This is a genomic window from Moraxella sp. CTOTU47915, from assembly GCF_031986685.1.
Lineage (GTDB): Bacteria > Pseudomonadota > Gammaproteobacteria > Pseudomonadales > Moraxellaceae > Faucicola > Faucicola tetraodonis.
The window spans coordinates 20065-43675 of record NZ_DAMAAE010000006.1 but is presented as its reverse complement, the minus strand read 5'-3'; the positions used below and the strand labels follow the sequence as shown (position 1 = coordinate 43675).

Annotated in this window: 23 protein-coding genes; 18 read left to right on the top strand and 5 right to left on the bottom strand. The window is 43.4% G+C overall.

Features of this window, described 5'->3' with window-relative positions:
- The first annotated feature begins 181 nt into the window (after window positions 1-181).
- A complete protein-coding gene (locus tag RTL34_RS06295) occupies window positions 182-1297 on the top strand; it encodes a hypothetical protein (RefSeq protein ID WP_312115527.1) in 1116 nt (371 codons plus the stop codon).
- A gap of 6 nt (window positions 1298-1303) precedes the next feature.
- Here RTL34_RS06295 and ribF read toward each other — a convergent pair whose 3' ends face one another.
- Complete coding sequence (gene ribF, locus RTL34_RS06290) at window positions 1304-2302, bottom strand: riboflavin biosynthesis protein RibF (RefSeq protein ID WP_312115526.1); 999 nt, start codon at window positions 2300-2302, stop codon at window positions 1304-1306.
- Window positions 2303-2427: 125 nt separating this feature from the next.
- Between ribF and RTL34_RS06285 the strand changes: the two genes are divergently transcribed.
- Window positions 2428-2952: a GNAT family N-acetyltransferase gene (locus tag RTL34_RS06285; protein ID WP_312115525.1), complete on the top strand. Its 525-nt coding sequence runs from the start codon at window positions 2428-2430 to the stop codon at window positions 2950-2952.
- Window positions 2953-3022: 70 nt separating this feature from the next.
- Here RTL34_RS06285 and RTL34_RS06280 read toward each other — a convergent pair whose 3' ends face one another.
- Both RTL34_RS06280 and RTL34_RS06275 read right to left on the bottom strand, forming a co-directional pair.
- A complete protein-coding gene (locus RTL34_RS06280; RefSeq protein WP_007117195.1) occupies window positions 3023-4174 on the bottom strand; it encodes a PilT/PilU family type 4a pilus ATPase in 1152 nt (383 codons plus the stop codon).
- A gap of 49 nt (window positions 4175-4223) precedes the next feature.
- Window positions 4224-5273, bottom strand: coding sequence for a type IV pilus twitching motility protein PilT (locus RTL34_RS06275; RefSeq protein ID WP_312115522.1), 1050 nt, complete (start codon window positions 5271-5273; stop codon window positions 4224-4226).
- 272 nt (window positions 5274-5545) lie between these two features.
- On the opposite strand from RTL34_RS06275, the gene RTL34_RS06270 reads away from it, so the two are divergent.
- The 3 genes from RTL34_RS06270 (at window position 5546) to RTL34_RS06260 (ending at window position 8917) form a co-directional block, all read left to right on the top strand.
- Entirely contained in the window at window positions 5546-6271 is a 726-nt protein-coding gene (locus RTL34_RS06270; RefSeq protein ID WP_312115520.1) for a YggS family pyridoxal phosphate-dependent enzyme, read from the top strand.
- A 425-nt stretch (window positions 6272-6696) separates the two neighbouring features.
- Window positions 6697-7221 (top strand): C40 family peptidase, encoded by a 525-nt coding sequence (locus tag RTL34_RS06265; protein ID WP_096489252.1) that lies wholly within the window; start codon window positions 6697-6699, stop codon window positions 7219-7221.
- A 346-nt stretch (window positions 7222-7567) separates the two neighbouring features.
- Window positions 7568-8917 carry a GGDEF domain-containing protein gene (locus tag RTL34_RS06260; protein WP_312115517.1) on the top strand — a complete coding sequence of 450 codons (1350 nt, stop codon included), beginning with the start codon at window positions 7568-7570 and terminating at the stop codon, window positions 8915-8917.
- Window positions 8918-8925: 8 nt separating this feature from the next.
- Here the strand turns inward: RTL34_RS06260 and truD are convergent, their stop codons facing one another.
- Window positions 8926-10014: a tRNA pseudouridine(13) synthase TruD gene (gene truD / locus RTL34_RS06255; RefSeq protein WP_312115515.1), complete on the bottom strand. Its 1089-nt coding sequence runs from the start codon at window positions 10012-10014 to the stop codon at window positions 8926-8928.
- A gap of 340 nt (window positions 10015-10354) precedes the next feature.
- Here truD and RTL34_RS06250 point away from each other — a divergent pair, with 340 nt between their 5' ends.
- From RTL34_RS06250 to RTL34_RS06240, 3 genes are all read left to right on the top strand, one after another.
- Window positions 10355-10981 (top strand): GNAT family N-acetyltransferase, encoded by a 627-nt coding sequence (locus RTL34_RS06250; protein ID WP_312115513.1) that lies wholly within the window; start codon window positions 10355-10357, stop codon window positions 10979-10981.
- A 94-nt stretch (window positions 10982-11075) separates the two neighbouring features.
- Window positions 11076-11603: an META domain-containing protein gene (locus tag RTL34_RS06245; protein WP_312115511.1), complete on the top strand. Its 528-nt coding sequence runs from the start codon at window positions 11076-11078 to the stop codon at window positions 11601-11603.
- Window positions 11604-11719: 116 nt separating this feature from the next.
- On the top strand, window positions 11720-12823 hold the full coding sequence (locus tag RTL34_RS06240) for an RNA-guided endonuclease InsQ/TnpB family protein (RefSeq protein WP_050324743.1): 1104 nt from the start codon (window positions 11720-11722) through the stop codon (window positions 12821-12823).
- A 77-nt stretch (window positions 12824-12900) separates the two neighbouring features.
- Here the strand turns inward: RTL34_RS06240 and RTL34_RS06235 are convergent, their stop codons facing one another.
- The gene (locus RTL34_RS06235) at window positions 12901-14196 is read right to left on the bottom strand and encodes a glutamate-5-semialdehyde dehydrogenase (RefSeq protein WP_409455446.1); all 1296 of its coding nucleotides are present in this window, start codon (window positions 14194-14196) and stop codon (window positions 12901-12903) included.
- Window positions 14197-14427: 231 nt separating this feature from the next.
- On the opposite strand from RTL34_RS06235, the gene RTL34_RS06230 reads away from it, so the two are divergent.
- The 10 genes from RTL34_RS06230 to pstS all read left to right on the top strand — a co-directional run bounded on the left by RTL34_RS06230 (window position 14428) and on the right by pstS (window position 23539).
- Window positions 14428-15222: an ABC transporter ATP-binding protein gene (locus RTL34_RS06230; RefSeq protein ID WP_186303395.1), complete on the top strand. Its 795-nt coding sequence runs from the start codon at window positions 14428-14430 to the stop codon at window positions 15220-15222.
- Window positions 15223-15477: 255 nt separating this feature from the next.
- Window positions 15478-16284 (top strand): transporter substrate-binding domain-containing protein, encoded by an 807-nt coding sequence (locus RTL34_RS06225; protein ID WP_007117183.1) that lies wholly within the window; start codon window positions 15478-15480, stop codon window positions 16282-16284.
- A gap of 77 nt (window positions 16285-16361) precedes the next feature.
- Window positions 16362-17168 carry an ABC transporter substrate-binding protein gene (locus RTL34_RS06220; protein ID WP_050324745.1) on the top strand — a complete coding sequence of 269 codons (807 nt, stop codon included), beginning with the start codon at window positions 16362-16364 and terminating at the stop codon, window positions 17166-17168.
- Window positions 17169-17259: 91 nt separating this feature from the next.
- Window positions 17260-18180, top strand: a complete 921-nt coding sequence (locus RTL34_RS06215; RefSeq protein ID WP_312115508.1) for a transporter substrate-binding domain-containing protein — start codon at window positions 17260-17262, stop codon at window positions 18178-18180.
- 230 nt (window positions 18181-18410) lie between these two features.
- Window positions 18411-19130, top strand: a complete 720-nt coding sequence (locus RTL34_RS06210) for an ABC transporter permease (RefSeq protein ID WP_060995490.1) — start codon at window positions 18411-18413, stop codon at window positions 19128-19130.
- An 11-nt stretch (window positions 19131-19141) separates the two neighbouring features.
- Window positions 19142-19867 carry an ABC transporter permease gene (locus RTL34_RS06205; RefSeq protein ID WP_312115506.1) on the top strand — a complete coding sequence of 242 codons (726 nt, stop codon included), beginning with the start codon at window positions 19142-19144 and terminating at the stop codon, window positions 19865-19867.
- Window positions 19868-19934: 67 nt separating this feature from the next.
- Complete coding sequence (locus RTL34_RS06200) at window positions 19935-20507, top strand: hypothetical protein (protein ID WP_312115504.1); 573 nt, start codon at window positions 19935-19937, stop codon at window positions 20505-20507.
- A 50-nt stretch (window positions 20508-20557) separates the two neighbouring features.
- Window positions 20558-21619 carry a tRNA (adenosine(37)-N6)-threonylcarbamoyltransferase complex transferase subunit TsaD gene (tsaD, locus tag RTL34_RS06195; RefSeq protein WP_312115502.1) on the top strand — a complete coding sequence of 354 codons (1062 nt, stop codon included), beginning with the start codon at window positions 20558-20560 and terminating at the stop codon, window positions 21617-21619.
- A 20-nt stretch (window positions 21620-21639) separates the two neighbouring features.
- The gene (gene crcB, locus RTL34_RS06190; protein WP_312115500.1) at window positions 21640-21999 is read left to right on the top strand and encodes a fluoride efflux transporter CrcB; all 360 of its coding nucleotides are present in this window, start codon (window positions 21640-21642) and stop codon (window positions 21997-21999) included.
- A 394-nt stretch (window positions 22000-22393) separates the two neighbouring features.
- The gene (pstS, locus tag RTL34_RS06185; RefSeq protein ID WP_312115498.1) at window positions 22394-23539 is read left to right on the top strand and encodes a phosphate ABC transporter substrate-binding protein PstS; all 1146 of its coding nucleotides are present in this window, start codon (window positions 22394-22396) and stop codon (window positions 23537-23539) included.
- Window positions 23540-23611 lie beyond the last annotated feature (72 nt).

The window sequence follows — 23611 nt, the reverse complement described above, 5'->3', positions numbered from 1 at the left end:
GTCAGTGTTGTCGGTCATGTAACTCTCGGTATTCTATAAAAAGTGCAAAAGGTAAAAAATTGATAACAGGGTATTATAGGGGAAAATGGGGGGATTGACAAAGTTTATCAATATATCGCAAGATGGGTTTAACCTAACTATTAAAGACTACATTCTTTAAAAACTACTATATGAGTTAAAAATGAAAGTTCATTATGTTCCAGTATTAATTGCTAATTTCAAACCATTTAGATTAATAATCCGAGATGAACAAGATGAATGGAAGCCCAGTATCGAAGAAATTAACTCTTGTACATATAACTATGTAAAACTTCACCGTGTAACTAAATTTTTTAATGCACATCTATCTAATAACTTCCCTGCCTGTTTTGGCTTTGATGGAAGTTTAATTTTTCCGTTCACGGCGGATTTCCGTAATGATGATAAAATAGTTGACGAAACTAACAGGATTCTAGCTTCAATTCTTATTGGCGGTGTTTATGTTGAGTCCATTTCACCCTTAGATATTTCAAGAGGTAAAATGAATAGTTATGGTTATTATCAACATTCTCAAACATTTAGTCTTACATCTGACTTTCATTCTGCAATAGGTGAGTGTGGAGCAGGAAACCTTAATTCAATTAAATTGATGAATCCACCCCTTATTGAGGCAAGTAAGATAATATCAGCATACGAATATGGGCATAAAATTCTTCAAAATGTACCACTTTTGTCACCTTCACTATTTATCAACTCATTTACATATTATAAGAACTTTCAATTGAGAGAAGCATTAGCAATGTGTTGGATTTCAATAGAACAATTAATTGAAGAGATTTGGAATAGCACGTTAATAAATGAAGCGAAACTTGTTAATATACCAAATAGAAGAAAGTTTTTAGATTCACAACAGTGGAATGTAGCCCATAAAATTGAAATGTTATATCAGAAAAATTATATTATGGACAACGATTATGAGCTTTTAAGCAAGGCAAGAATTGCACGCAATGATTTCATTCATAAGGGTTTAACTCCTACATATGAGGCAGTACATTCAGCTATAGTTTCCCTGATAACTTTGCTTGAAAAAAACTCTTCTTTAAATGGCATTAATTTTGAGCGAGCTAAATTAGAAAAATACATTCCTTCTGAAATTGCAGAATCTATTCCACCAACATACATACAAAAAGAAAATAAAGAAATACCAGCAGAAAATATTCTATTTTGGCGAGCACGAAAAGTACTGCCAGGGGATAAAGACTGGGTGGGAGAAATAGAAACTTTTGAAGATATTACTTTGAAACCCTTACAAAACTAAATTTTATCAAAAATTTTGTTTCTCTCTCCAGTTCAATAAATCCACCACGTCTTGGGCAATGCCTTGTTTTAATGCGTCAAGCCCAGCATAATTTTTTTCCCCATGTAAAAAATGCAAAAACGTTACCGTCAGTTCTCTGCCGTACAAATCCCCGTCAAACTTTGGAAAATTGACTTCCAGTCGCCATTCTACCCCATACTTATTTTTTAGTGCAGGGCGAGTACCCACATTGCAAGCGCCAAACAAACTGCCTTTAGTAAGTCCTTGCACGCCTGTCTGACTATTTTTCCCCAGTGTTGATAAATCCGTGCCATCGGTAGCGGTCACCGATACCGCAAAAATCCCATGCAGGGCAGGCTTGATGCGGTTTAGGGCAATATTGGCGGTGGGAAAATCAAGTGTGCGACCGATTTTATCGCCATGTTCCACCATGCCAGTAATCGCATAATCTCGCCCTAGCAGATGCTTTGCGGTTGCCAAGTCCCCTTGTTGCAAACAGTCTCGAATGCGGGTTGAGCTGACACGCTCATCTTGATGCGCATGGTCGGTCACGGTATGTAAAATTTGTACAGGCAAGCCAAACACACGCAAAAACTCACTATCGCCAGTGCGGTCATGCCCAAAGCGAAAATCATCCCCCAATACCAGATGCTTCACGTTTAACTTGACCAACATTTTTGCAAAATCGTGTGCCGATAAATTGCGAAAGTCATTATCAAAATTTGCCACAATCAAGCTATCGATACGATGTTCAGCAATCAATTGGGTTTTTTCTGCCAAATTGGTGAGCCTTGCGGGGGCGGTTTGGGGGCTAAAAAACTCACGCGGCTGTGGTTCAAATATCATCACCATACTGGCAAGTTGCTGAGATTTTGCCAAAGATTTGGCTTTATCCAGCATCGCTTGGTGACCCAAATGTACCCCATCAAAATTACCAATCGTCAGTACCGAATCAGGTAATAGGGTTGGACTTTTTAGCCAGTCAGATAAATCAATCACGTTCATAGGCATCGCAAACTATCAATTTTATGAAATCGCTTATTATAAAGTAAAAATGTTGCTAACATACGCGCTAATAAGATTTTTCGGCAAATTTTAGCCGCATTTTTTGGTTTAATTTTGGAGTCGCTATGTCTGCAGCGCATCACAACCTTTGTATTCGCCTAGCTGCGATTGATGATTTACCGCGCATCGTTGAAATTTATAACCAAAGTATCGCAGGTAAGCAAGCCACGGCAGATTTACAGCCTGTGAGCGTGGCAGATAGGCAAGCGTGGTTTGACGCTCATACAGGCAATCGTCCGTTGGTGGTTGCCCAAACTAGCTCCGAAAATAGCTTAGGTGAAATAGTCGGTTGGGGTAGTTTGTCTGATTTATACGCGCGTCCTGCCTATCATATCAGTACTGAAATCAGTATCTATGTGGCAGATGAAGCCAAAGGGCAAGGCGTGGGCAAGGCGTTGGTCAATTATTTAATCGAAGTTGCGCCAAGTTGTGGCGTGCAGCAAGTGGTTGCGCTAATTTTTGCCCATAATACACCAAGCCTTGCGATGTTTGGTAAGCTAGGATTTGAGCCATGGGGCAAGTTTAAGCAAGTTTGTGATATGAACGGATTTATTGCTGATGTGGTGATTTTGGGAAAAAGTGTAGCTTAGATAAACAAGGCGCATGTTGAGCCTTGTTTGTGTTACAAAATTATTGTTACTAGCAGACGATTACGTATTATTAGGATATTGCATTGTCATTGGCTGCGCTATTATCATCAGATTGCAGTGAGAGCTCCAGCTCGCTTTCCTCGGTTTTATTGGCCGATTTACTCTCTAGCTTAATAAGTAGGCGTAAATCGTTGGGTGAATCAGCGTGTTGGATGGCATCGCGGTAAGTGATGTCGCCATTTTCATACAAATCAAACAACGCTTGGTCAAAGGTTTGCATCCCAATTTCACGGGAACGTTTCATGACAGGCTTAATTTCGTGGATTTCCCCTTTACGGATGTAATCACCAATCAGTTGCGAATTGAGCAAAATTTCAATCGCAGGGCGGCGACCTTTGCCATCAGGGGTAGCAATCAGTTGCTGCGCCACAATGGCTCGAAGGTTCAATGATAAATCCATCAAAATCTGCTCGTGATGTTTTGCTTCAAAGAAGTGAATAATACGCTCAAGCGCTTGGTTGGCATTGGTGGCGTGTAGGGTGGCAAACACCAAGTGTCCTGTTTCAGCATATTGAATGGCATAATCCATGGTTTCGCGGGTACGAATCTCGCCAATCAAAATCACATCAGGTGCTTGACGTAGGGCGTTTTTTAATCCTGCTTCAAATGACTTGGTATCAATGCCTACTTCGCGTTGGGTGATGATACAGCCTTTATGTTCATGCAGGTATTCAATCGGGTCTTCGATAGTAATGATATGACCGCGCGAATTTTCGTTGCGATACCCCATCATAGCTGCCAGTGTGGTAGATTTACCTGTACCTGTCGCGCCGACTAGTAGCACGATGCCGCGTTTTTTCATGGCAATTTCATTCAAAATCGGTGGTAGATTGAGTTGCTCTACCGTTGGGATTTTGGTTTCAATTTTACGTAGCACCATGCCCGCACAGTCTTTTTGGACAAAGGCAGAAACACGAAAGCGTGCGGTTTGGTTTTTGTCAACAATGGCAAACTGGCATTCTAGGGTGTCGTCAAACTCTTTGCTTTGAGCAGGCGTCATCACGCTTTTGACCAGCGTCATCGATTGCTCTGGGGTCAGCGCTGACTTGGTGACTGGCGCGATAGTACCATTGACTTTCATTGATATGGGCGCATCGGCGGTGATAAAAAGGTCGGAGCCGTTTTTTTGTATCATTAGCTGCAGTAATTTATCAAGATCCATAACGCGTCTCTCGCATTGTTTTTATAAGATTGTTTCTATCAAACAGTTATCACATAAAATTTTCAGGTTGTTTGGCATATTGGCGCGCCGATTCTTTGCTAATCACGCCTTTATTGACCAACTCGCGAAGGCTTTGATCGAGTGTGGTCATACCATCGCCTGCACTGGTTTGGATGGCAGAGTACATTTGGGCGACTTTGTTTTCACGAATCAAGTTACGAATCGCAGGCGTACCAATCATAATTTCATGCGCGGCGACACGACCACCCGCTTGGCGTTTGAGTAGCGATTGCGAGATAACCGCTTGCAGCGACTCAGATAACATCGCTCGAATCATGTCTTTTTCGGCGGCGGGGAACACGTCGACCACACGGTCAATGGTTTTGGCAGCAGATGAGGTATGCAATGTCCCAAATACCAAGTGTCCTGTTTCAGCAGCCGTCAATGCCAAGCGGATGGTCTCAAGGTCACGCATCTCACCGACAAGAATAACATCAGGGTCTTCACGTAGGGCAGAGCGCAGCGCAGCATCAAAGCTTAAGGTATCACGGTGGACTTCACGTTGGTTGATGAGGGATTTTTTTGATTGATGCACAAATTCAATCGGGTCTTCGATGGTTAAGATATGTTCTTTACGGGTTTCATTGATATAGTTAATCATCGCCGCAAGGGTTGTTGACTTACCCGAACCTGTTGGACCTGTGACCAGTACCACGCCGCGTTTGTAATTAGAGATTTTCTCAAAAATCGGTCCCATCCCAAGCTGCTCCATCGTCAAGACTTCAGACGGAATGGTACGAAATACCGCACCTGCGCCACGGTTTTGGTTAAAGGCATTGACACGAAAGCGCGCCACATTGGGAATTTCAAACGAAAAGTCGGTTTCAAAAAATTCTTCATAATCGGCACGTTGTTTGTCATTCATGATGTCATAAATCAAACTATGCACTTTTTGGTGATCGAGCGGCGGCATGTTGATTTTGGTGATTTCACCATCTACCCGAATCATCGGCGGTAAGCCTGCTGAAATGTGTAAGTCAGAGGCTTTATTTTTGAATGCAAAACGCAACAAATCGCCAATCGATAATTCCTTTGCCATGATAACGAATCCTATAGGTGGGTAATGAAAATACAAAAGCAGCAATAGAAAAAAGCCGCGGGAAAAAAAGATAGCTATACTATAATCATCCCACCACAAAAAAAACAGAAAAAACTGACTAGGGGTGATAGTTTTTTGTTGATTTTAGCTTATGTTAAACGCAATTGGAAAATTGGGCACACAAGTGCAAAAAAAACCAAAAACCTCACCTTAACTGGTTAGCCATCAAGCCAGTACACTATCAACAGGAAAAGCAACAGGAAAAGTTAACCATGCAAACATTTGACGCACAACAGCCATTGGCGACAATCGCAACAGACGCTGAAAACCAAGCCCTGATAGCGCGTTGGCAACAGGTGAAAACTGACGTTGCTAGGCTCAATCCAACTGTCAAACTGCTTGCGGTATCCAAAACCAAACCCAACTGGATGATTCGCACCTTAGCGCAGCAAGGTCAGCAAGATTTTGGTGAAAACTATGTGCAAGAAGCGGTGACAAAAATCGCAGCACTCAAAGACGTTACTGCCAACGAGCAGCCATTGGTGTGGCATTATATCGGTCATATCCAGCGTAACAAGACCAAAGAGTTGGCGGCGCATTTTGATTGGGTGCATGGGGTCGATCGCTTAATTATTGCCCAGCGTCTCAATGGGCAAAGGGGTGAACACCTTCCGCCACTCAATATCTGTATCGAAGTCAATATTGACGATGAAGCCAGTAAATCAGGCTGCCAGCCAAACCAGTTACCCGAATTGGTGACAGAGATTAGCCAATTACCCAACTTGCAATTACGCGGACTGATGATTATCCCTGCCAAAAATTCAGCCGCTGCCTTTGTCAAAACCCAGCAATTATTTGAGCAAAACAAGCGCTATCATGCGCATCCTGAGCAGTGGGATACTTTGTCAATGGGCATGAGCGGCGATATTGAACAAGCCATTGCCGCGGGCGCTACCATCGTTCGTATTGGCACCGCCATTTTTGGGGCGAGAGATTAGTGCGAATGATGGGGTAAAAAGACAGCAATTTAACGATTTTTATCATTTTTTACTCAACAATGAAGCAGGGTCTGTTACATATTGACCCTGCTTTTTTTACATTACACCAAAATAAATACAGAGTAATAGGCGTTGATTTAACCCAATGTTGTGTTAAATCAACGATTTTCTTACCGAATTATTGCTGTATACTTTCTATAGGCTTTCTGTAAGCAAATTAGCTTACATTGTAATATTTTTTAACATTTTCTGGATAAAAGATATCTACATTCGAAAAACTTTATTGGTATGATGGCGTTGTTTTACAGAATGTAACCAGTACAATAGTTATGTAATTTTTATCCGTATATCAACTTTTTAGCTTCTAGCAATCAATTTTGATATAGCCCATATACGGATAAAAGTTCTGAACGGATTAAAGCCCTATGAACTTTCTTCAAAAAACTTTATTAACCGCTCTACCTTGTGTCTTGTTAAGCGTAGCCCCAACCGCTGCCAATGCCGACAATGGTATCACAGAATATTTCGGTAGCTTTAACTCAAGCGTTTCTCAAAATCCAGAAGGTGGCTCAAAAGTAGATAGCCTCATTGCAAAAGCCAAAAACTTTATCGGCTTACCTTACCGTTGGGGTGGCACCAGCCCAGCCAGTGGTTTTGATTGTAGCGGCTTTATGCAATATGTTTATAAACAAACCGCCAACATCAATCTGCCACGCACCTCAGGCAGCATGGCGCAAGTTGGTGAACGTATTAACCGTAGTGAGTTAAAACCAGGCGATATGGTGTTTTTCTCTCAAGGTGGTGGTCGTATCTCTCATGTGGGCATGTACATCGGTGAAGGTCGTTTTATTCATTCACCATCAACCGGCAAAAGTATTTCTATTACAAGTTTAGATTCTGGCTATTGGGCAAATAAATTCGTGACAGCGCGCCGTGTATTGGACGCTTGAGTGTAATCAAGAACATTACTATTAAAGAATATTGTTGAAAAAACCAATAAAGTTAAAATGCTGTAAAATGTTGATCAAGGTAAGCCAATGCTTACCTTTTTTATTTTGTCGAGGAAGTTTTGATAAAATAGCTAAGTCAAGAATAATTAAAAAAAATTAAACATTTACCCATTGGTCATTAATAAAGTATTAGAATGAAGCAACAATACCTTATATAATCTTTAAGGTAAATTAAATGCAAACGACTAAAACTAATCAATGAACCACAATGACTGACATAACCTTCTTGATTTGTTTAATGCGTGACGCCGTCTTTTAATAGATTTATTGATTTTGCAATAATCCTATGACCCAAACTGCCTTGCCAAGCTTTAAAGAACAATTGCAGCAGACGCTAAATTTTTTTAGCTTTAAACCTTCGCTATATATCAATTCGCCAAGAGTCAACAATACCAATAAATTCATGTTGTTTATTATATTGGCGTTGGTTGAGACATTTTTTCATTTGATTTGGTATGCGACGGTTCTTGTCATTACATTGCCCATAGATATCTTTCCCTTTGCGCACAAGTTTAACCAACTCTTTAATCGCAGCTTGATGATAAATATCACCTATTTGGGACTGGCGATGGTGTTGTTTTGCGGGTATTCACTATGGTTCATCACCCGCATGCCTGAACAATCAAGACTTTGGCGGGAGTACCAAATCTTTTTTGTAATCATCTACTTGATTTATGAGAATCTTTTTATCGTCTGGATTGGCAACAACAGTGCGCTTGAAGGCGTCATGCTGATCAGTGCTACAGGTCTTGGGATGGTGCTATTAAGATGGCGACTGGTCTGGGTGTCATTTGTCAGTTGTATTGTTGCATTATTTATTTTTAATATGAGTAATAGCATGAACTGGTGGCAATTGCTGCCTAGGTTGTATCCAAACTTAGCAGCGCGTAGTCATTGGCTTTGGGGATTATCTTTTAGCTTTTTGGTAACCGCCAAGGCAACGGTAACACTGTATTGTATTTTGCAGGGCATGAAAGTCATGAGTTTTCAGCGCCGCAAAATTTATGATTTGCTAGAAGCCGATGCGCTCACCAATATCGCCAATCGGCGTACCATTTATAGTTTTTTGAGTTATTTATGGCAACGTAAAAGCGATTGGAACACGCTTAGTGTGATTTATATTGATTTGGACAAATTTAAACATATCAATGACGAATACGGTCATGACGCCGGTGATGCGACGTTGATTTGTACCGCAAATACCTTAAAAAACTTCTTGCCGACAGGGACGATGTTTGGACGTATGGGTGGGGAAGAGTTTTGCATCATCTTGCCAAATACCGGGATTGAGCAAGCTGTCGATATGGCAGAACAGCTGCGCCAAGCATTTGAAAAGCAAGTGGTGAGATATGGGATTTTTGATACAGAAATTCAATTTACCGCAAGCTTAGGTATTGCCAGCGTTTATCAAAATCATGGGAGAGATAGCGACCGCGCAGTTGATAATCGCGGTTTTATCGAATATATGCGCGAGTATATGCATAGTTTACCGACCATGCCTGCACTGCCGCCTGCCCTTGAGCAAATTATTAAATTCTCCGATTTGGCAATGCAGCAAGCCAAAGCCAATGGTCGCAACTGCGTGGTCAAAGGTCAATGTTATTTATTGATGACGCAAAGCAATCAGCCTTCATAACTCAGCCTTTATAACCTAGTGTTAAGTACCGAGCTTGCAACAAGCGTATCAATCATCGTCGTCGCAAAACTGCCTGCCGGCAATTCAAACTCTAACACCAATGTCTCACCGTCTTGCCAAACCCATTGCAAGTTACTGGGCAGCATACGCAGAGGGCGGCGCTGCTGCTTTAAACCAAACTCAATCAAGCCTTGACTTAGCTGCTGATAAATGGGATTGTCAGTGATGACTGATAGTTCTAATGCGTTAACCTTACCACTACTTTTTAACTCACCTGCGCCCCACATCGGGGCAGTCAAATGGATATCGCCACTTTGTAGCCTTGATAGCATGGTCTCATCTATATGCTGTGCCACAAAAATACTGTTTGAACCCGCCAAATTCATCACATCGCCATCAAGCGGTTGGTTCCAGATGCCCAATGCGATACGTTTTGCCAAGATGGCATTGAATAATTCACTACGCGCTGCCGACAGATACAGACTGATTTTATCTTGGTCAAATTTGCGATGAATTTTTTTGCCCCTAATTGTATGATGGGTAAATAGTTCGATAGCGGCATCAATATTATTGGCATCTTGCCCAAAGCGCTGTTCGCCAAAATAATTGGGAACGCCTTGGGTTTTGATGCTCGCAAGTTGTTGCTCGATTACGGCTTTCTCACCCACCACGTCGCGTAGAGTGATGATAAACTGATTGGCCTCATGAGTACCGCGACCCAGTTTTTTGTGATGCCAATGCTGTGCCAGTATTTCTAGGGTTTCATCGCTAGCTAATTTGGTCTGGACAAATTGCTCAAAGTTTTGTTCAGGGGCAATTTTTTTTGGCAAGCGAAGACTAAACCATTGTGTCGTCAGCGCATGACGATCTTTGAGCCCCGAGCATCCCACATCCTTAAGTGGGATGCCTGCCCATTGTGACAGCAACTTTGCCACAAAATTGGTATTCATTCGGGTCTTTTGAATATGAAGCCAAAGATGCTCGCCTGTATGGCTGCATTCAATGCCAAGTTTTTCATGGACAATAAAATCAGTGGGTTGTTGTTTGTAAATGGCGGACTCAATCGCAGGGGTATAGGGGGAGGGCAGTTTTGGCATGCTAGTATTACTTGTAAAAGATTTATTTTAACAAATGGATGATTGATAAACCATCTCGATTACAGATTCGATTACAGCAGCGCTTTATTATCGGCATGCTTTATTGTCTTATACTAATAAGTTAAAAATATGACGGCAACAGCAATGACGTCAAATACGGCTTGAATGCCAAAGCAATTGCCAATAAAGTACCATTCAATAAAGTAACAGTACATAAGCTAGGTATGCTGGCTAATTGAGGTGGGTTAGGTGCATTGGGTGGCAAAATCGGTCAGCTGACTTAGCAAAATGTTTAACGCATCCTATGTTTAGCGAATGTGAGCATAAAAAGAGAAAAAACATGAAAAACCCTGATAGCGATATCGATAAAAACGCCGTGCAATTACGCGTTGCCACGCAACAAGACGTCGAAAATTTGGTCACTTTGCTCAATCGCTGTTACCGCTCAGATGAAGGCTGGACCAATGAAGCGGCTTTAATTGGTGGGATTCGTACCACGCCCGAGGAAATGACAGCCCTGATAGACAACCCGAACGTTTATCTGTTCGTGTTTGAAAATCCGCACGATAGCGATGATTTGCTCGGGTGTATTTCTGTGGATTTCTCACCCATTAACCATCAGCCAGCGGCGTATATTGGTACTTTTGCGGTTCATCCTGCTGTGCAAGGTAAAGGCATTGGCGATACGATGTTGTCTGCGGTAGAAACGTTTGCTATCAGACACGCCCACGCCAAAAACGTAACCCATTTACCTTTAACCCATTTGTCCATGTCGATTTTAAGTCATCGACCAGAGCTGTTAAGTTATTATCAGCGCCGCGGTTATCTACTGACAGGGGAGAAGATGGCATTTCCAAGAGACGGCAACAATGGCGACCCCAAACGCGATGATGTATTTTTAGAGTTTTTGCAAAAACCCATTCAAGCAAATGAAGCGTCCATCAAATCTAGTAATACAATCGAATAACAATAATCGTCATGCTGAGCAATAAAGTTTTAAGGGTATTTTATATAATGGTTGCAATAATTTTTTACACAATAATTTTAAACAAAAGGAAATCATGATGAAAAGATGTGCCAAAATCTACTCACTAGCGCTAAGTTGCTTGATAGCAGGAACGCTGGCAATGACAGGCTGTCAAACCATAGCGGATAATAACTCAAGGATCGTGAACCCGACCCAAGCGGTCACCTTACCGTTAGCCGATGCCACGTTGCAAAATTATCGCTGGCAATTGGTCTCGGTGACTGATTTGTCGGGTAAACCCACTAAACTTGAATTATTTAACCAAGCCAAACCACTGTTGGTCGACTTTGATAAAGGTCGTGTCAGCTTTGACAACACCTGCAATCGTATGTGGGGCAATTATAGCCTGACCGATGCCAATGTATTGATAAAAAATATCGTTTCCACACGCATGATGTGTCTGCCAGAATCGCGCATGGCATTTGATGCCGCTGCACCATCCACACTAAAAGGGCAATTTAAACTGACCCAAGATAGCAAAGGCACACCGATGTTGACGGTAACCGATAATAGCCAAATCAGTCTATTTAAAGCGATTGCCAATAAAGCGATTGCCAAATAATGGTTTTTATCCTCCGTTGCCGTAAAACCACCGACCTCAGGCAATGGATATAAGGCAACTTAAGCAACTATGCTTACACGCTATAATACTTGCATAAATTTTGCTAAAATAACCCCATGAAAACACTCAAGCTACGCATACGAGATAAACATACAGCAAAGCTTAATAAGTTAAGCGGTTCAGTCAATTTCGTATGGAACTACGTCAATGACTTGAGTTACAAACATCTACAAAAAACAGGCAAATTCTTTTCAGCTTATGATTTGAACGAATACACCAAAGGTAGCGGTGAATTACTGGGCTTGCACTCTCAAACCATTCAAGCCATCAATGAAACCCATGCTAAAAGCCGTAAGCAATTCAAAAAGGCTAAACTCAACTGGCGAACCAATAACCCCAATGCCAAGCGTAAATCGCTTGGCTGGCTACCGTTTAAACAATCGGCTATTAAGCATATTGCCACTCACCAAACAGGCAAAAAGGGCTTAAAATCAACCCTGCAACTAAGTCTAGCCAAAGGGCAGAAACTCATCATCGACCTATGGGACAGCTACAACCTATCGCTTTACCAAATCAACACCTGCGAGATTGTGCAAGACAGCCGTAACCGTTGGTATGCGTGTATCACCGTTAAAGACTACCCTAAAACCACTTGTGGAACTGGTAGCGTTGGCATAGATTTGGGCTTAAAAGACAGTGCCACTACCTCAAGCGGTGACAAACTCACCATTAAGCAAACGTTAAAATATGCCAAAGATTTAGCCACCGCCCAACGTGCCAAAAACAAACAGCATGTAAAGGCAATCCATGCCAAAATCAAAAACACACGCCAAGACCTGATACATAAATTCACCACCCAATTAGTCAAGGACAATGCCCTAATCGTGGTTGGTGACGTTAAAACCACCCAGTTTAACAGTAAAAAAGGCAAACTAGCCAAGTCGGTTTACGATGCAGGTTGGTTTGAACTCAAAAGGCAACTGACCTATAAATGCGAGAACGCAGGTTGCCGTTTTGAAATCGTGAATGAACGATACACTACCCAAACTTGCTCGTGCTGTGGCGATATGTCCAGTAGCTTGAGCGGTAGAGCAGGTTTGCGAATAAGAGAATGGACTTGTGTAAAGTGTGACACACGGCATGATAGAGATATTAATGCCAGTAAGAACATTCTTGCGGTCGGGCTTGACCGTCTGGGAGCAGGAATCCCCTCACTTTAGGGAGGGGAGGAAGTCAATACCAATAATTAAAGTGGGTTTGTGAAAACAATTCATTTGATTACCAAAAGTTTTAGCTGTCACTGTCTGATTTCCCCATGCCCAAACACAATCCATTTTTGCGATGTTAAACCTTCAAGACCCACAGGGCCGCGCGCATGGATTTTATCGGTAGAGATACCAATCTCTGCACCCAAACCATATTCAAATCCATCGGCAAAGCGGGTTGATGCATTGACCATCACGCTACTAGAATCAACTTCACGCATGAATGTTAACGATTTTGAGTAGTTTTCGGTGATAATCGCATCGGTATGGTGTGAGCCATGGGTATTGATATGGGCAATGGCTTCGTCGATATCGGCGACTACTTTAATCGCCAAAATTGGCGCCAAATATTCGGTATCCCAATCTGCTTCACTCGCCGCTGACAGATGAGCGGTTAATTCAGCGGTATCGCTCAAGATGGCTAAGGTTTTTGGACAGCCGCGTAATTGCATGGCACTGTCTGCAGCGACAATGGCGCTGGCGATTGGCGGCAAGGCTTGCGCAGCGATTTGGCTATCAATCAGCAGCGTTTCCATAGTATTACAAGTGCCGTAGCGGTGAGTTTTGGCATTGACGCAAATAGCGGTTGCCATAGTCAGGTTTGCATCGCGATCGACAAAGGTATGGCAGTTACCATCTAGATGCTTGATGACAGGGACGCGCGCTTCATTACTGATACGCTCAATTAGGCTTTTACCACCCCGCGGCACAATCACATCGACATAGCGATTCATGGTGATAAGTTCCCCCACTGCCGCGCGGTCGGTGGTTTCGACCACTTGCACGGCGGCCTCTGGCAAACCAACTGCCTGCAAACCCTGTTTGACACACGCAGCCAATGCTTGGTTAGAATAAAACGCTTCTGAACCCCCACGTAGGATAATCGCATTGCCAGATTTTAATGCCAAAGACGCAGCTTCAATCGTCACATTGGGGCGAGATTCATAAATCATCCCGACCACACCCAGCGGCACGCGCATTTTACCTAGCTGAATACCCGATGGACGAAAGGTCATATCCGTGACCTCGCCAATCGGGTCAGGTAGCATGGCGACATCTTTTAGCCCTTGTAACATGCCTTCAAAACGCGCATCGGTGAGCGCTAATCGGTCAAGTAGGGCGTCATCCAGTCCTTTTTGTTGACCGTTTTGCATATCGGTGGCATTGGCCGTCAACACCTGTGATTTGGCTTGTTGCAGGGCGTCATAGATAGCGAGTAGGGCGCTATTTTTGAGTGCGGTGTCTGCTTTTGCCAAAATTGCTGAAGCGGCGCGCGCTTGCTGTCCCACGGTTTGCATATAATGTTTGGTATCAGTCATGGTTTGCATAGTCAGTCCCTAATATAATCATCGCTTCATCATAACAACTTCAATCCAAAAATGGAATTTAGAAAGTTTTGACAGACAAAAATTAATGGTTATGACTCAATCTAAAAACCAGCGCTAAAGACCGGTGCCATAAAATAAAGTTAAATGAGAGAAAAAGTTGCGTTTTAGTAGCGTTTTAAGCGAAAATAGACAGTTTTTTTCCACCTATCGTCAAATTTTGGATTGAATATCATGTCAGATGCTATGCCAAACTTACAGCGTCCTGTAGCCTTACAACTTAACAATATTCACAAGAACTTTGGATCGCTTGAAGTACTAAAAGGTGTATCGTTGACCGCTTATGATGGCGATGTCATCTCAATTCTTGGCTCGAGCGGTTCGGGCAAATCCACCTTGCTACGCTGTATTAATTTGCTTGAAAACCCCTCGCAAGGGGAGGTTTTTTTGGGCAGTGAAGCATTGGTATTAAAACCGAATAAATCCGGGGATTTGGTTGCCGCCAATCAACGCCAACTTGAGCAGTTTCGCTCAAAAATGGGCTTTGTGTTCCAAAACTTTAACCTATGGCCACACCGGACTATTTTGCAAAACATCATTGAGGGGCCGACCCAAGTCCTAAAAATCGCCAAAGACCAAGCCATCAGTGAAGCTGAAGTGCTACTAAAACGCGTAGGACTACTGGACAAAAAAGACGCTTACCCAGAAAACTTATCGGGTGGGCAACGCCAGCGTATCGCCATCGCTCGTGCACTAGCGATGAAGCCCCAAGTATTGCTATTTGATGAGCCAACCTCTGCCCTCGACCCAGAATTGGTCAATGAAGTATTAGCGGTGATGAAATCGCTTGCTGAAGAAGGTCGCACCATGCTGATTGTCACCCATGAAATGCGTTTTGCGCGCGATGTATCGAGCCAAGTGGTGTTCTTGCATGAGGGACGTATCGAAGAAATAGGCACACCCGAGCAGGTATTTGACAACCCGCAATCAGCGCGGGTGAAAGACTTTATGGCAAGCCATCAAAAATAATCCAATCATCCTATCAGCCGTCAATCGCCATGCGATTGGCGGTTTTGTAGTTTTAGGCATCAGAAAAAATTTATTTGATTTAATTGTTGCTGCATACGTTTTTCACTTGCAAAAATGTTAATTTATGTTAATTTTAACTAAATTGTAAACTCGCATTTATTTTAGTCGCATTGATTTTAAATATTGAAATCGCTGAAAGCGAAACCTGATATTAAATCGCTTTTTACTCAAAAATTTCATTTGTAAGGAACATCCATGCAATCAACCTCGAATTCAACCTACTCAAAACTCGCCTTGGCAACGGTATGCGCAGTTAGCATGGGATTAACCGCCTGTCAAAAACCTGCTGAAAAAACAGAAGGTGCAGCCGCTAGCCAACCCGCTGCCAGTGCTAGCACAGGCAAAAAAATTCGTATTGCCACTGAAGGCGCCTACAAACCATTTAACTACACCAATGCCGATGGCACATTAGGCGGTTATGACGTGGATGTTGCCAAAGCCGTGTGTGCTCAAGCGAAACTCGACTGCGAAATCGTGGCGCAAGATTGGGACGGTATCTTACCAGGCTTGATGGCGAGAAAATACGACGCGGTGGCGGCGGGTATGTCAATTACCCCAGAGCGTTCAGCGCAAGTGGATTTCACCACGCCTTATTTTAAAAACACCATGGTTTGGGTCGCTGCCAAAGGTGGCAAATTCAACCCACAAGCGATTTCAGGGTTAAAAATTGGCGGTCAACGTTCAACCACTATGGCACAGTACCTTCAAGATAAACTGAGCAAAACCAACGAAATCAAATTGTATGACAACTATGACAACGCCTACATTGACCTAAAATCAGGTCGTATCGATTCAGTGCTGTCTGAAAAAGTAACCGCAAGCGAATGGCTAAAACAAAACAGCAACTACCAAATCGTAGGCAGTGAGATGGATAATGGTGACAACATCGCAATGGCCATTCGTAAAGGCGATCCACTAAAAGCAGAATTTGACAAAGCCTTAGATGCGCTACAAAGCAATGGCGAGTTGGCAAAATTACAAAAGCAACATTTTGGTAATTAATTGACGTTGTATTGAGCGATTTAAGATTTACACAATAGATGCGGGTGACCCTCAAATTTTGACAAAAAGGTGTTGTTATGAAACAGTTATCGGTTTTGGGTGTATCGTCGTTAGCCATTTTGATGGGAGTAACCGCCTGTCAAAAACCTGCGGAAAAACCGGCAGACACGGCAGCAGCAAGTAGCGCAACCACAGCAGCAAACGCAGATATGCCACAGATTCGTATCGCTACCGAATCAAGCTTTGTCCCCTTTAGTTATAAAGATGCCAATGGCAAATTAATCGGCTTTGAGATTGATTTGGCAGATGCGTTATGTAGTGAAGCCAAACTAAAATGTGAAGTGATTTCCCAAGATTGGGATGGACTGATTCCAGGACTACAAGCACAAAAATACCATGCCATCATGGCGGGGATGTCAGACACCGCAGAGCGTCGCCAAGTGGTGGCATTTAGCGATCCATACTTTACCAATAACCTCGTTGTGATTGGCAAAAAAGGGGTAGAAAAAGGCGCTGATGACCTAGCAGGCAAATCAGTGGGTGCGCAGCGTTCAACGACCGCAGCTGAGTACTTAGCCAAAAACTTCCCAAAAGCCACCCCAAAACTGTATGACACCCAAGATAATGCCTATCTTGACCTAGAATCGGGTCGTACGGATTTGATGATTTCTGACAGTGCCCCAGCTTTATCATGGTTAAAAACCGCCAAAGGTCAAGGTTTTGAAGTCAAAGGTCAACCGATCAATATTGATGACAAAATTGCCATTGCCCTTCGTCAAAATGATCCATTGATTGGCAAATTCAACACCGCACTGGCAGCGCTAAAAGCCAATGGTACTTACGATAAAATCAGCCAAAAATATTTTGCAGATTTGCCGAAATAAGCCGTTAAATAACTGATTAAGCTGTTCGTTTTCTTATAACTCACAAGTAAAATTTTGTCATGTGTTGGATGTTAAAAATTAGGAGTACAAGGTGAAAACAAATATTTCATTATTAGGTAGTTTGGCATTGGCAGGTCTAACGCTAGTGGGTTGTCAAAAACCTGCAGAAAAAACTGCGGCAACGACGGGTAGCGCAGCCGCTTCTACAACGGTGGGTAGCAGCACAGAGACATCAAGCAGTATGGCAGGCAAAACCATTCGCATCGCCACTGAAGGCACTTATAAACCCTTTAGTATCACCAAAGCGGATGGCAGTTTGACAGGTTTTGATGTGGATTTTATGCAAGCTTTATGTGCACAAATGAAAGCCAACTGTGAAATCAAGCCACAAGATTGGGATGGTTTATTACCAGGCTTGATGGCAAAAAAATATGACGTGGTAATTGATGCGATGTCTATCACCCCAGAACGTCAGGCGCAAGTCGATTTTACCGACCCCTATTTTACCAATACGTTGGTGTTTTTGACCAAACAAGGTAGCCCAATCAATCCGGATGACCCTGCCCAAATTGACAGCCATAAAGTTGCGGCACAGCGTTCAACGCTATCTACCCAGTGGATGGAAAAAAATCACCCAAAAGCCCAGCTAAACCTGTATGAAGGGTTGGACAATGCGTTTATGGACTTGGCAGCAGGGCGCTCAGATATGATGATTTCGGATAAAGCCCCTGCCGCTTATTGGCTGACCACGCCAGAAGGTAAAGGCTTTGAAATCAAAGGTAAAGAGATTGATGTCAATGACAAAATGGGTATCCTCGTTCGTAAAGGTGACCCACTGCGTTTAGAATTTAACAAAGCGATTGCCACGTTGAAATCAAATGGCACGTATGACAAAATCTATAACCAATATTTTGGCAGTGCAACCACCACAACGGCGGCAGCAAGCAGCGTGGCAGTTACGGTCTCTAGTACCACAACGACCACGACGACTGTGGCAAGTACCAGCAAATAACTTAACCAAACGCTTGGGTTCAGTCAAAAACTGGGTGAAAAGTCACTCAGTTTTTTGTTTTTTTTGATGGTTTTTGATAGGGCAATCACGTAAAATTGCACCCTGCAAAAAACAAAGCAAAAGGTTATATCCGTTATCACCTTTTGTCTATGCGCCGGTAAAACTGCGTTTTAAGCATTTTTTGGGTAATAGGTCAACAAACAGAGTTAAAAAGACAGGGTATCAATATTGTGTTAGATCTACAAGGTTTTGGGCAGCTATTATTAAGTGGCGCTTGGGTCACCATCAAACTGGCATTGACTAGTTTGGTCATTGGGCTGATTTTGGGATTATTGGGCGCGACTGCTAAGATGTCACGGTTTAAAGTGCTCAACGCCATCGCCACCGCTTACACCACGATTATCCGTGGTATTCCAGAACTGCTGTCAGTCATGTTTATTTACTTTGGCGGCTCGATGTTGATGGGTCTTATTCTATCGCAATTTGGCAATACGGGATATGTGGATGTCAGTCCGTTTTGGGCGGGGGTTACGGCGCTGTCTGTGGCATTTGGTGCGTATGCGACCGAAACTTTTCGTATGGCATTTCAAGAGATTCCAAAAGGTCAAGCCGAAGCGGCGCAAGCGATTGGCATGAAAAAATTTCAAATCCTTTGGCGAGTGACGTTGCCACAAGTCTGGCGTATTGCACTGCCAGGACTGGGGAATTTGTTTTTGGTACTGCTCAAAGATACTGCGTTGGTTTCTGTGGTCGGGCTTGAAGATATCATGCGCCATGCTAAAACGGCGGCGACTTCCACCCAAAGCCCGTTTACTTTTTATATGGCAGCAGCATTGTTGTACTTGAGTCTGACCGTCATCATCACCGGTATGATTATGTGGCTAGAATGGGTCAATAACCCAGCAGAGCGTTATGCAAAACGCCTACAAAAAATCGGCATGGCAAAATAGGGGATTCATCAATGAACTGGAATTGGCAAATTATTATTGATAGTATCCCAAAACTGCTGCAAGGTAGTATTATCACCATTGAGCTTGTGGTGTTGTCGGGTTTATTGGGGTTTATGTTGGCAGTGCCGCTAGCCTTGGCTAGGCTGTCGAAAAAACCTTGGGTACAGGCATTGCCGTTTGCGTATATTTTCTTTTTTCGGGGTACGCCGCTACTGGTGCAAATCTTTTTGATTTATTATGGCTTGTCGCAATTTAAATGGGTGACCGAGTCTGTGCTGTGGAAATCGGGTGTGTTAGCGAGCCCATTTTGGTGCGCTATCATCGCTTTTACCCTCAATACGGCAGCTTATATTGCAGAAATCATCCGCGGTGCTATCAAGTCAATACCCAAGGGCGAGAATGAAGCTGCCGACGCCATTGGCATGTCATATAGCCAAAAATTGCGCCGAATTATTTTTCCTCGTGCCTTTGGCATCATGCTGCCTGCGTATGGCAATGAAGTGATTTTTATGCTCAAAGGTAGTGCACTGGCATCGACCATCACTTTGATGGATATCACCGGTGTGGCAACGACGATTATGTCAAAAACTTATACCGTTTTTGAGTTGTTCTTTGCCTCAGGTATCATTTATTTGTTATTGTCTTGGCTATTGATTGGGATGTTTCGATTGGCTGAAAAACGCATCAATCGTCATCTTTCTTATCAGCCCGTCAGTAATGAGGGCGTCACTGCCTAAGTTAGGCTAAGCTAGATTAAGTTAGGCTAAGCTAGATAAAGAGTTTGGATGTATTGGAGGCGTGCCAATGAAACAAGCAGTTATAATATCAAGTTTGCTGATGGGTGGGGTGTTACTCTCGGCTTGTCAACCTGCCAGTGATAACAAGCCAGCGCAAAACAGCACAGCAAGTGCCACAGTAAGTACCACAGTGGCTAGCGTTCAAAGTCCGCATCACGTTGCCAGTGTAGCTGTCGCCAGTACCGTATCCCCCCAAGCCGCCCAAAACGGTGCGCCCAAACAAATCAACTGGGCATTGGTGGATTCGGGCGTTAAGCCAGTCGATAAAGCTAGCTTTAAATACCCGTTTGCGCTCGATAGTGAGCCTGTCAAAGCGTATGCCGAGATGTATCATGTGGATAATGAAACCTCCCGCTACAACTTAACGGTGGGTATGGCAGTCAATGAAGTCTTATCCAAAGTGCTCGACCAGCTGGGTACTGCCTATGTGTCACATGAACTCACAGCCGGTAAAAACAGCGCGTTTGTCATTCATACCACCCAGCAAATTGCCCCGAGTCAATACACTTACGTCTTTGCCGAGCCCTTTGCCAAAGGGTTAACCATTCCTGTCAAAATCATCAATGATGGCAAAAAATAACTAAGTTGCCATCGGTATGTTGACGTTTATTTATCGTTTAAGGAAATACCATGCGTGTGCTAGGACTGGAAACATCCTGCGATGAAACGGGATTAGCCATTTTTGATAGTGACCAACGTCACCAACCCAATCAAGGTTTGGTCGGGCAAGTGCTATATAGTCAAATCGCGCTACATGCGACGTATGGTGGGGTAGTCCCTGAACTTGCAAGCCGCGATCACATCCGTAAATTAGTGCCCTTGTTGCAGCAACTGCTTGATGACTGCCAACTCAAAAAAACCGATATCGATGCAATTGCCTTTACCAAAGGTCCTGGACTGGTGGGCGCGTTGATGACAGGGGCATTATTTGGCCGCAGTTTGGCGATGGCATTGGGTATTCCTGCGATTGGAGTACATCACATGGAAGGGCACTTACTCGCGCCGCTATTAGGCGCCAATCCGCCCGATTTTCCGTTTGTCGCGTTGCTGGTGTCGGGTGGACATACCATGTTAGTGGCGGTCAAAGGCATCGGGCAATATGAAATATTAGGTGAGTCGATTGATGATGCCGCGGGCGAATGCTTTGATAAAGCCGCTAAAATGCTAGAGTTACCTTATCCTGGTGGACCTAATATTGCACGCTTGGCGCAAACAGGCAATCCGTTAGCCTATGAATTACCGCGCCCGATGTTGGGCAAAGGATTGGATTTTTCTTTTAGTGGTATGAAAACCGCCGTGCATAATTTGATTAAAGACCATCCGACCGATAGCCATAATCCTGAGCATGCCCAGACGCGTGCCGATATTGCAGCAAGTTTTCAATATGCGATGGTCGATACGTTGGTGAAAAAATGCGTTAAAGCCTTGCAGCAAACAGGCATGAGACGCTTAGTAATCGCAGGCGGGGTGAGTGCCAATCAACAACTACGAGAATCGCTAGCTGAGGCATTAGCCAAAATCAACGCCACCGTGCATTATGCACCGCCTGCCCTGTGTACTGACAATGGCGCCATGATTGCCTTCGCCGGGTGGCAGCGCTTGAACGCCGGCCAACACGATGAACTAGCGGTTAGCTGCTTGCCGCGTTGGGACATGACAATGCTGCCTGCTGTCAATCCAGCTAACCCATAACCATCTACAAGGATTTAAAGATGCCATGGCTATGGATAGGACTGGGGGCGGGATTTGGGGCAATACTGCGCTGGTGGTTAGCCAGAATCAATAGCGTACATCCTTGGCTGCCCTATGGCACACTATTTGCCAATGTACTAGGTGGGCTGTTGATGGGCTTTGCCTTGATACTCACCCAAAAGATGCACCCAAACTTACGACTGTTTATCACCACAGGGTTTTTGGGGGGACTAACAACCTTTAGTACGTTTAGTGCCGAAGTGTTTACTTTGTTGAATAGCGGCAAGGTATTGCAAGGTTTAGCCTTGATTGGCATCCATGTGCTTTTAACTTTGGTTGCGACTGCCATTGGTTTTTATAGTCTTAAGCTACTAAGTTAAGAAGTTGTTAAGTTAAGAAGCTGTTAAGTTGAGAAGCAGTTAAATGGTTAATCGCTTCTTTCCCATGCACCGCTAAAAGTCGCAAAGCTTTTAAAGGCTTTGCGAATAGATAAGTGAGTTAAATGTACTTATCTACTCTACTTATAACGTGCGCAATCGGTCAGTCATCAAATTGTCATGATACTGTCACATTTCTTTGTAATCATATACACAATTTTTATACAAACCGAATTATGGTTATTATCATGACAGTTAAATCGGTCAGCATTGAGCTATATCAGCTTTGAGCTATCCTAGTGAAAATAACCAAAAAAGTTAAATCGTACCGTTGGTGACATTTATTTCATTCAGGCAGTTTCATTGTAAACTCAAAAAACGTTTTTAGGAGCTATCCATGCGTTATTCATTATTAAGTGTTGTCGTAGCATCAACGTTAGCATTAACCGCTTGTGGCAACAAACAAGCAGACAATCAAGCAGCGGGTGCCTCAGCAACATCAAGCACTGCAGGTAGCGACAAAAACGCCGTATTTACCATCACAGGTGCAGGCGCATCTTTCCCACAACCTATTTATGCTAAATGGGCAGGTGAGTTCAAGAACGCCACTGGCGGTCAAGTAAATTACCAATCAATCGGTTCATCAGGTGGTATCAAACAAATCCAAGCCAATACCGTTGACTTTGGTGCGTCGGATGCGCCTTTAAGCAAAGAAGAGTTGGATAAAAGCGGTTTAATCCAGTTCCCAACCGTTATCGGTGGTGTTGTACCGGTTGTTAACATCGATGGTGTTGCACCCGGTCAATTAAAACTAGACGGTGCCACCCTTGCCAATATCTACTTGGGTAAAATCACTAAATGGAATGACCCAGCGATTACCGCATTAAACGCAGGCGTGACACTACCAGATGCGCCAATCACGACGATTTTCCGTTCTGACGGTTCAGGTACAACCTTTAACTTTGCAAGCTACTTAGCCGCTGTATCACCAGAATGGAAAGCAGGTCCAGGTGTAGATAAATCAATTAAATGGCCAACCGCTGCGACAGGTGCAGGTGGTAAAGGTAACGAAGGCGTGGCAAGTAACGTCGCTCGTGCCAAAAACTCAATCGGTTATGTTGAGTACGCTTACGCAAAACAAAACAAAATGGCTTACACTCAGTTGAAAAATGCAGCAGGTAACTTTGTACAACCATCGGCTGAAAGTTTTGCCGCTGCAGGTAATGCAGATTGGAAAGGTACACCAGGCTTTAACATCGTATTGACTAATCAAGCAGACCCAAATGCCTGGCCAATCTCTGCGGCAACATTCATCTTGGTCCATACTAAACCAACCAACCCAGAAAACGTCAAAAATACCCTTAAATTCTTTGACTGGGCATATTCAAGTGGTGATGAGCTAGCAAAATCACTGGACTTTGTACCATTCTCAGCCGACAGCAAAGCTATCTTCCGTGAAGAGTGGAAAAAAGTTGTAGGGGCTGATGGTAAACCACTGTTTACCTCAGATGCTGCCACAGCAACTGCGTCAGCGGCAAAATAATCTCATGATGATGGTTAACAGTTAACAGGGTTAGGCATGTCAAACGATACGTAGAGCAATAAACAAGTTAAT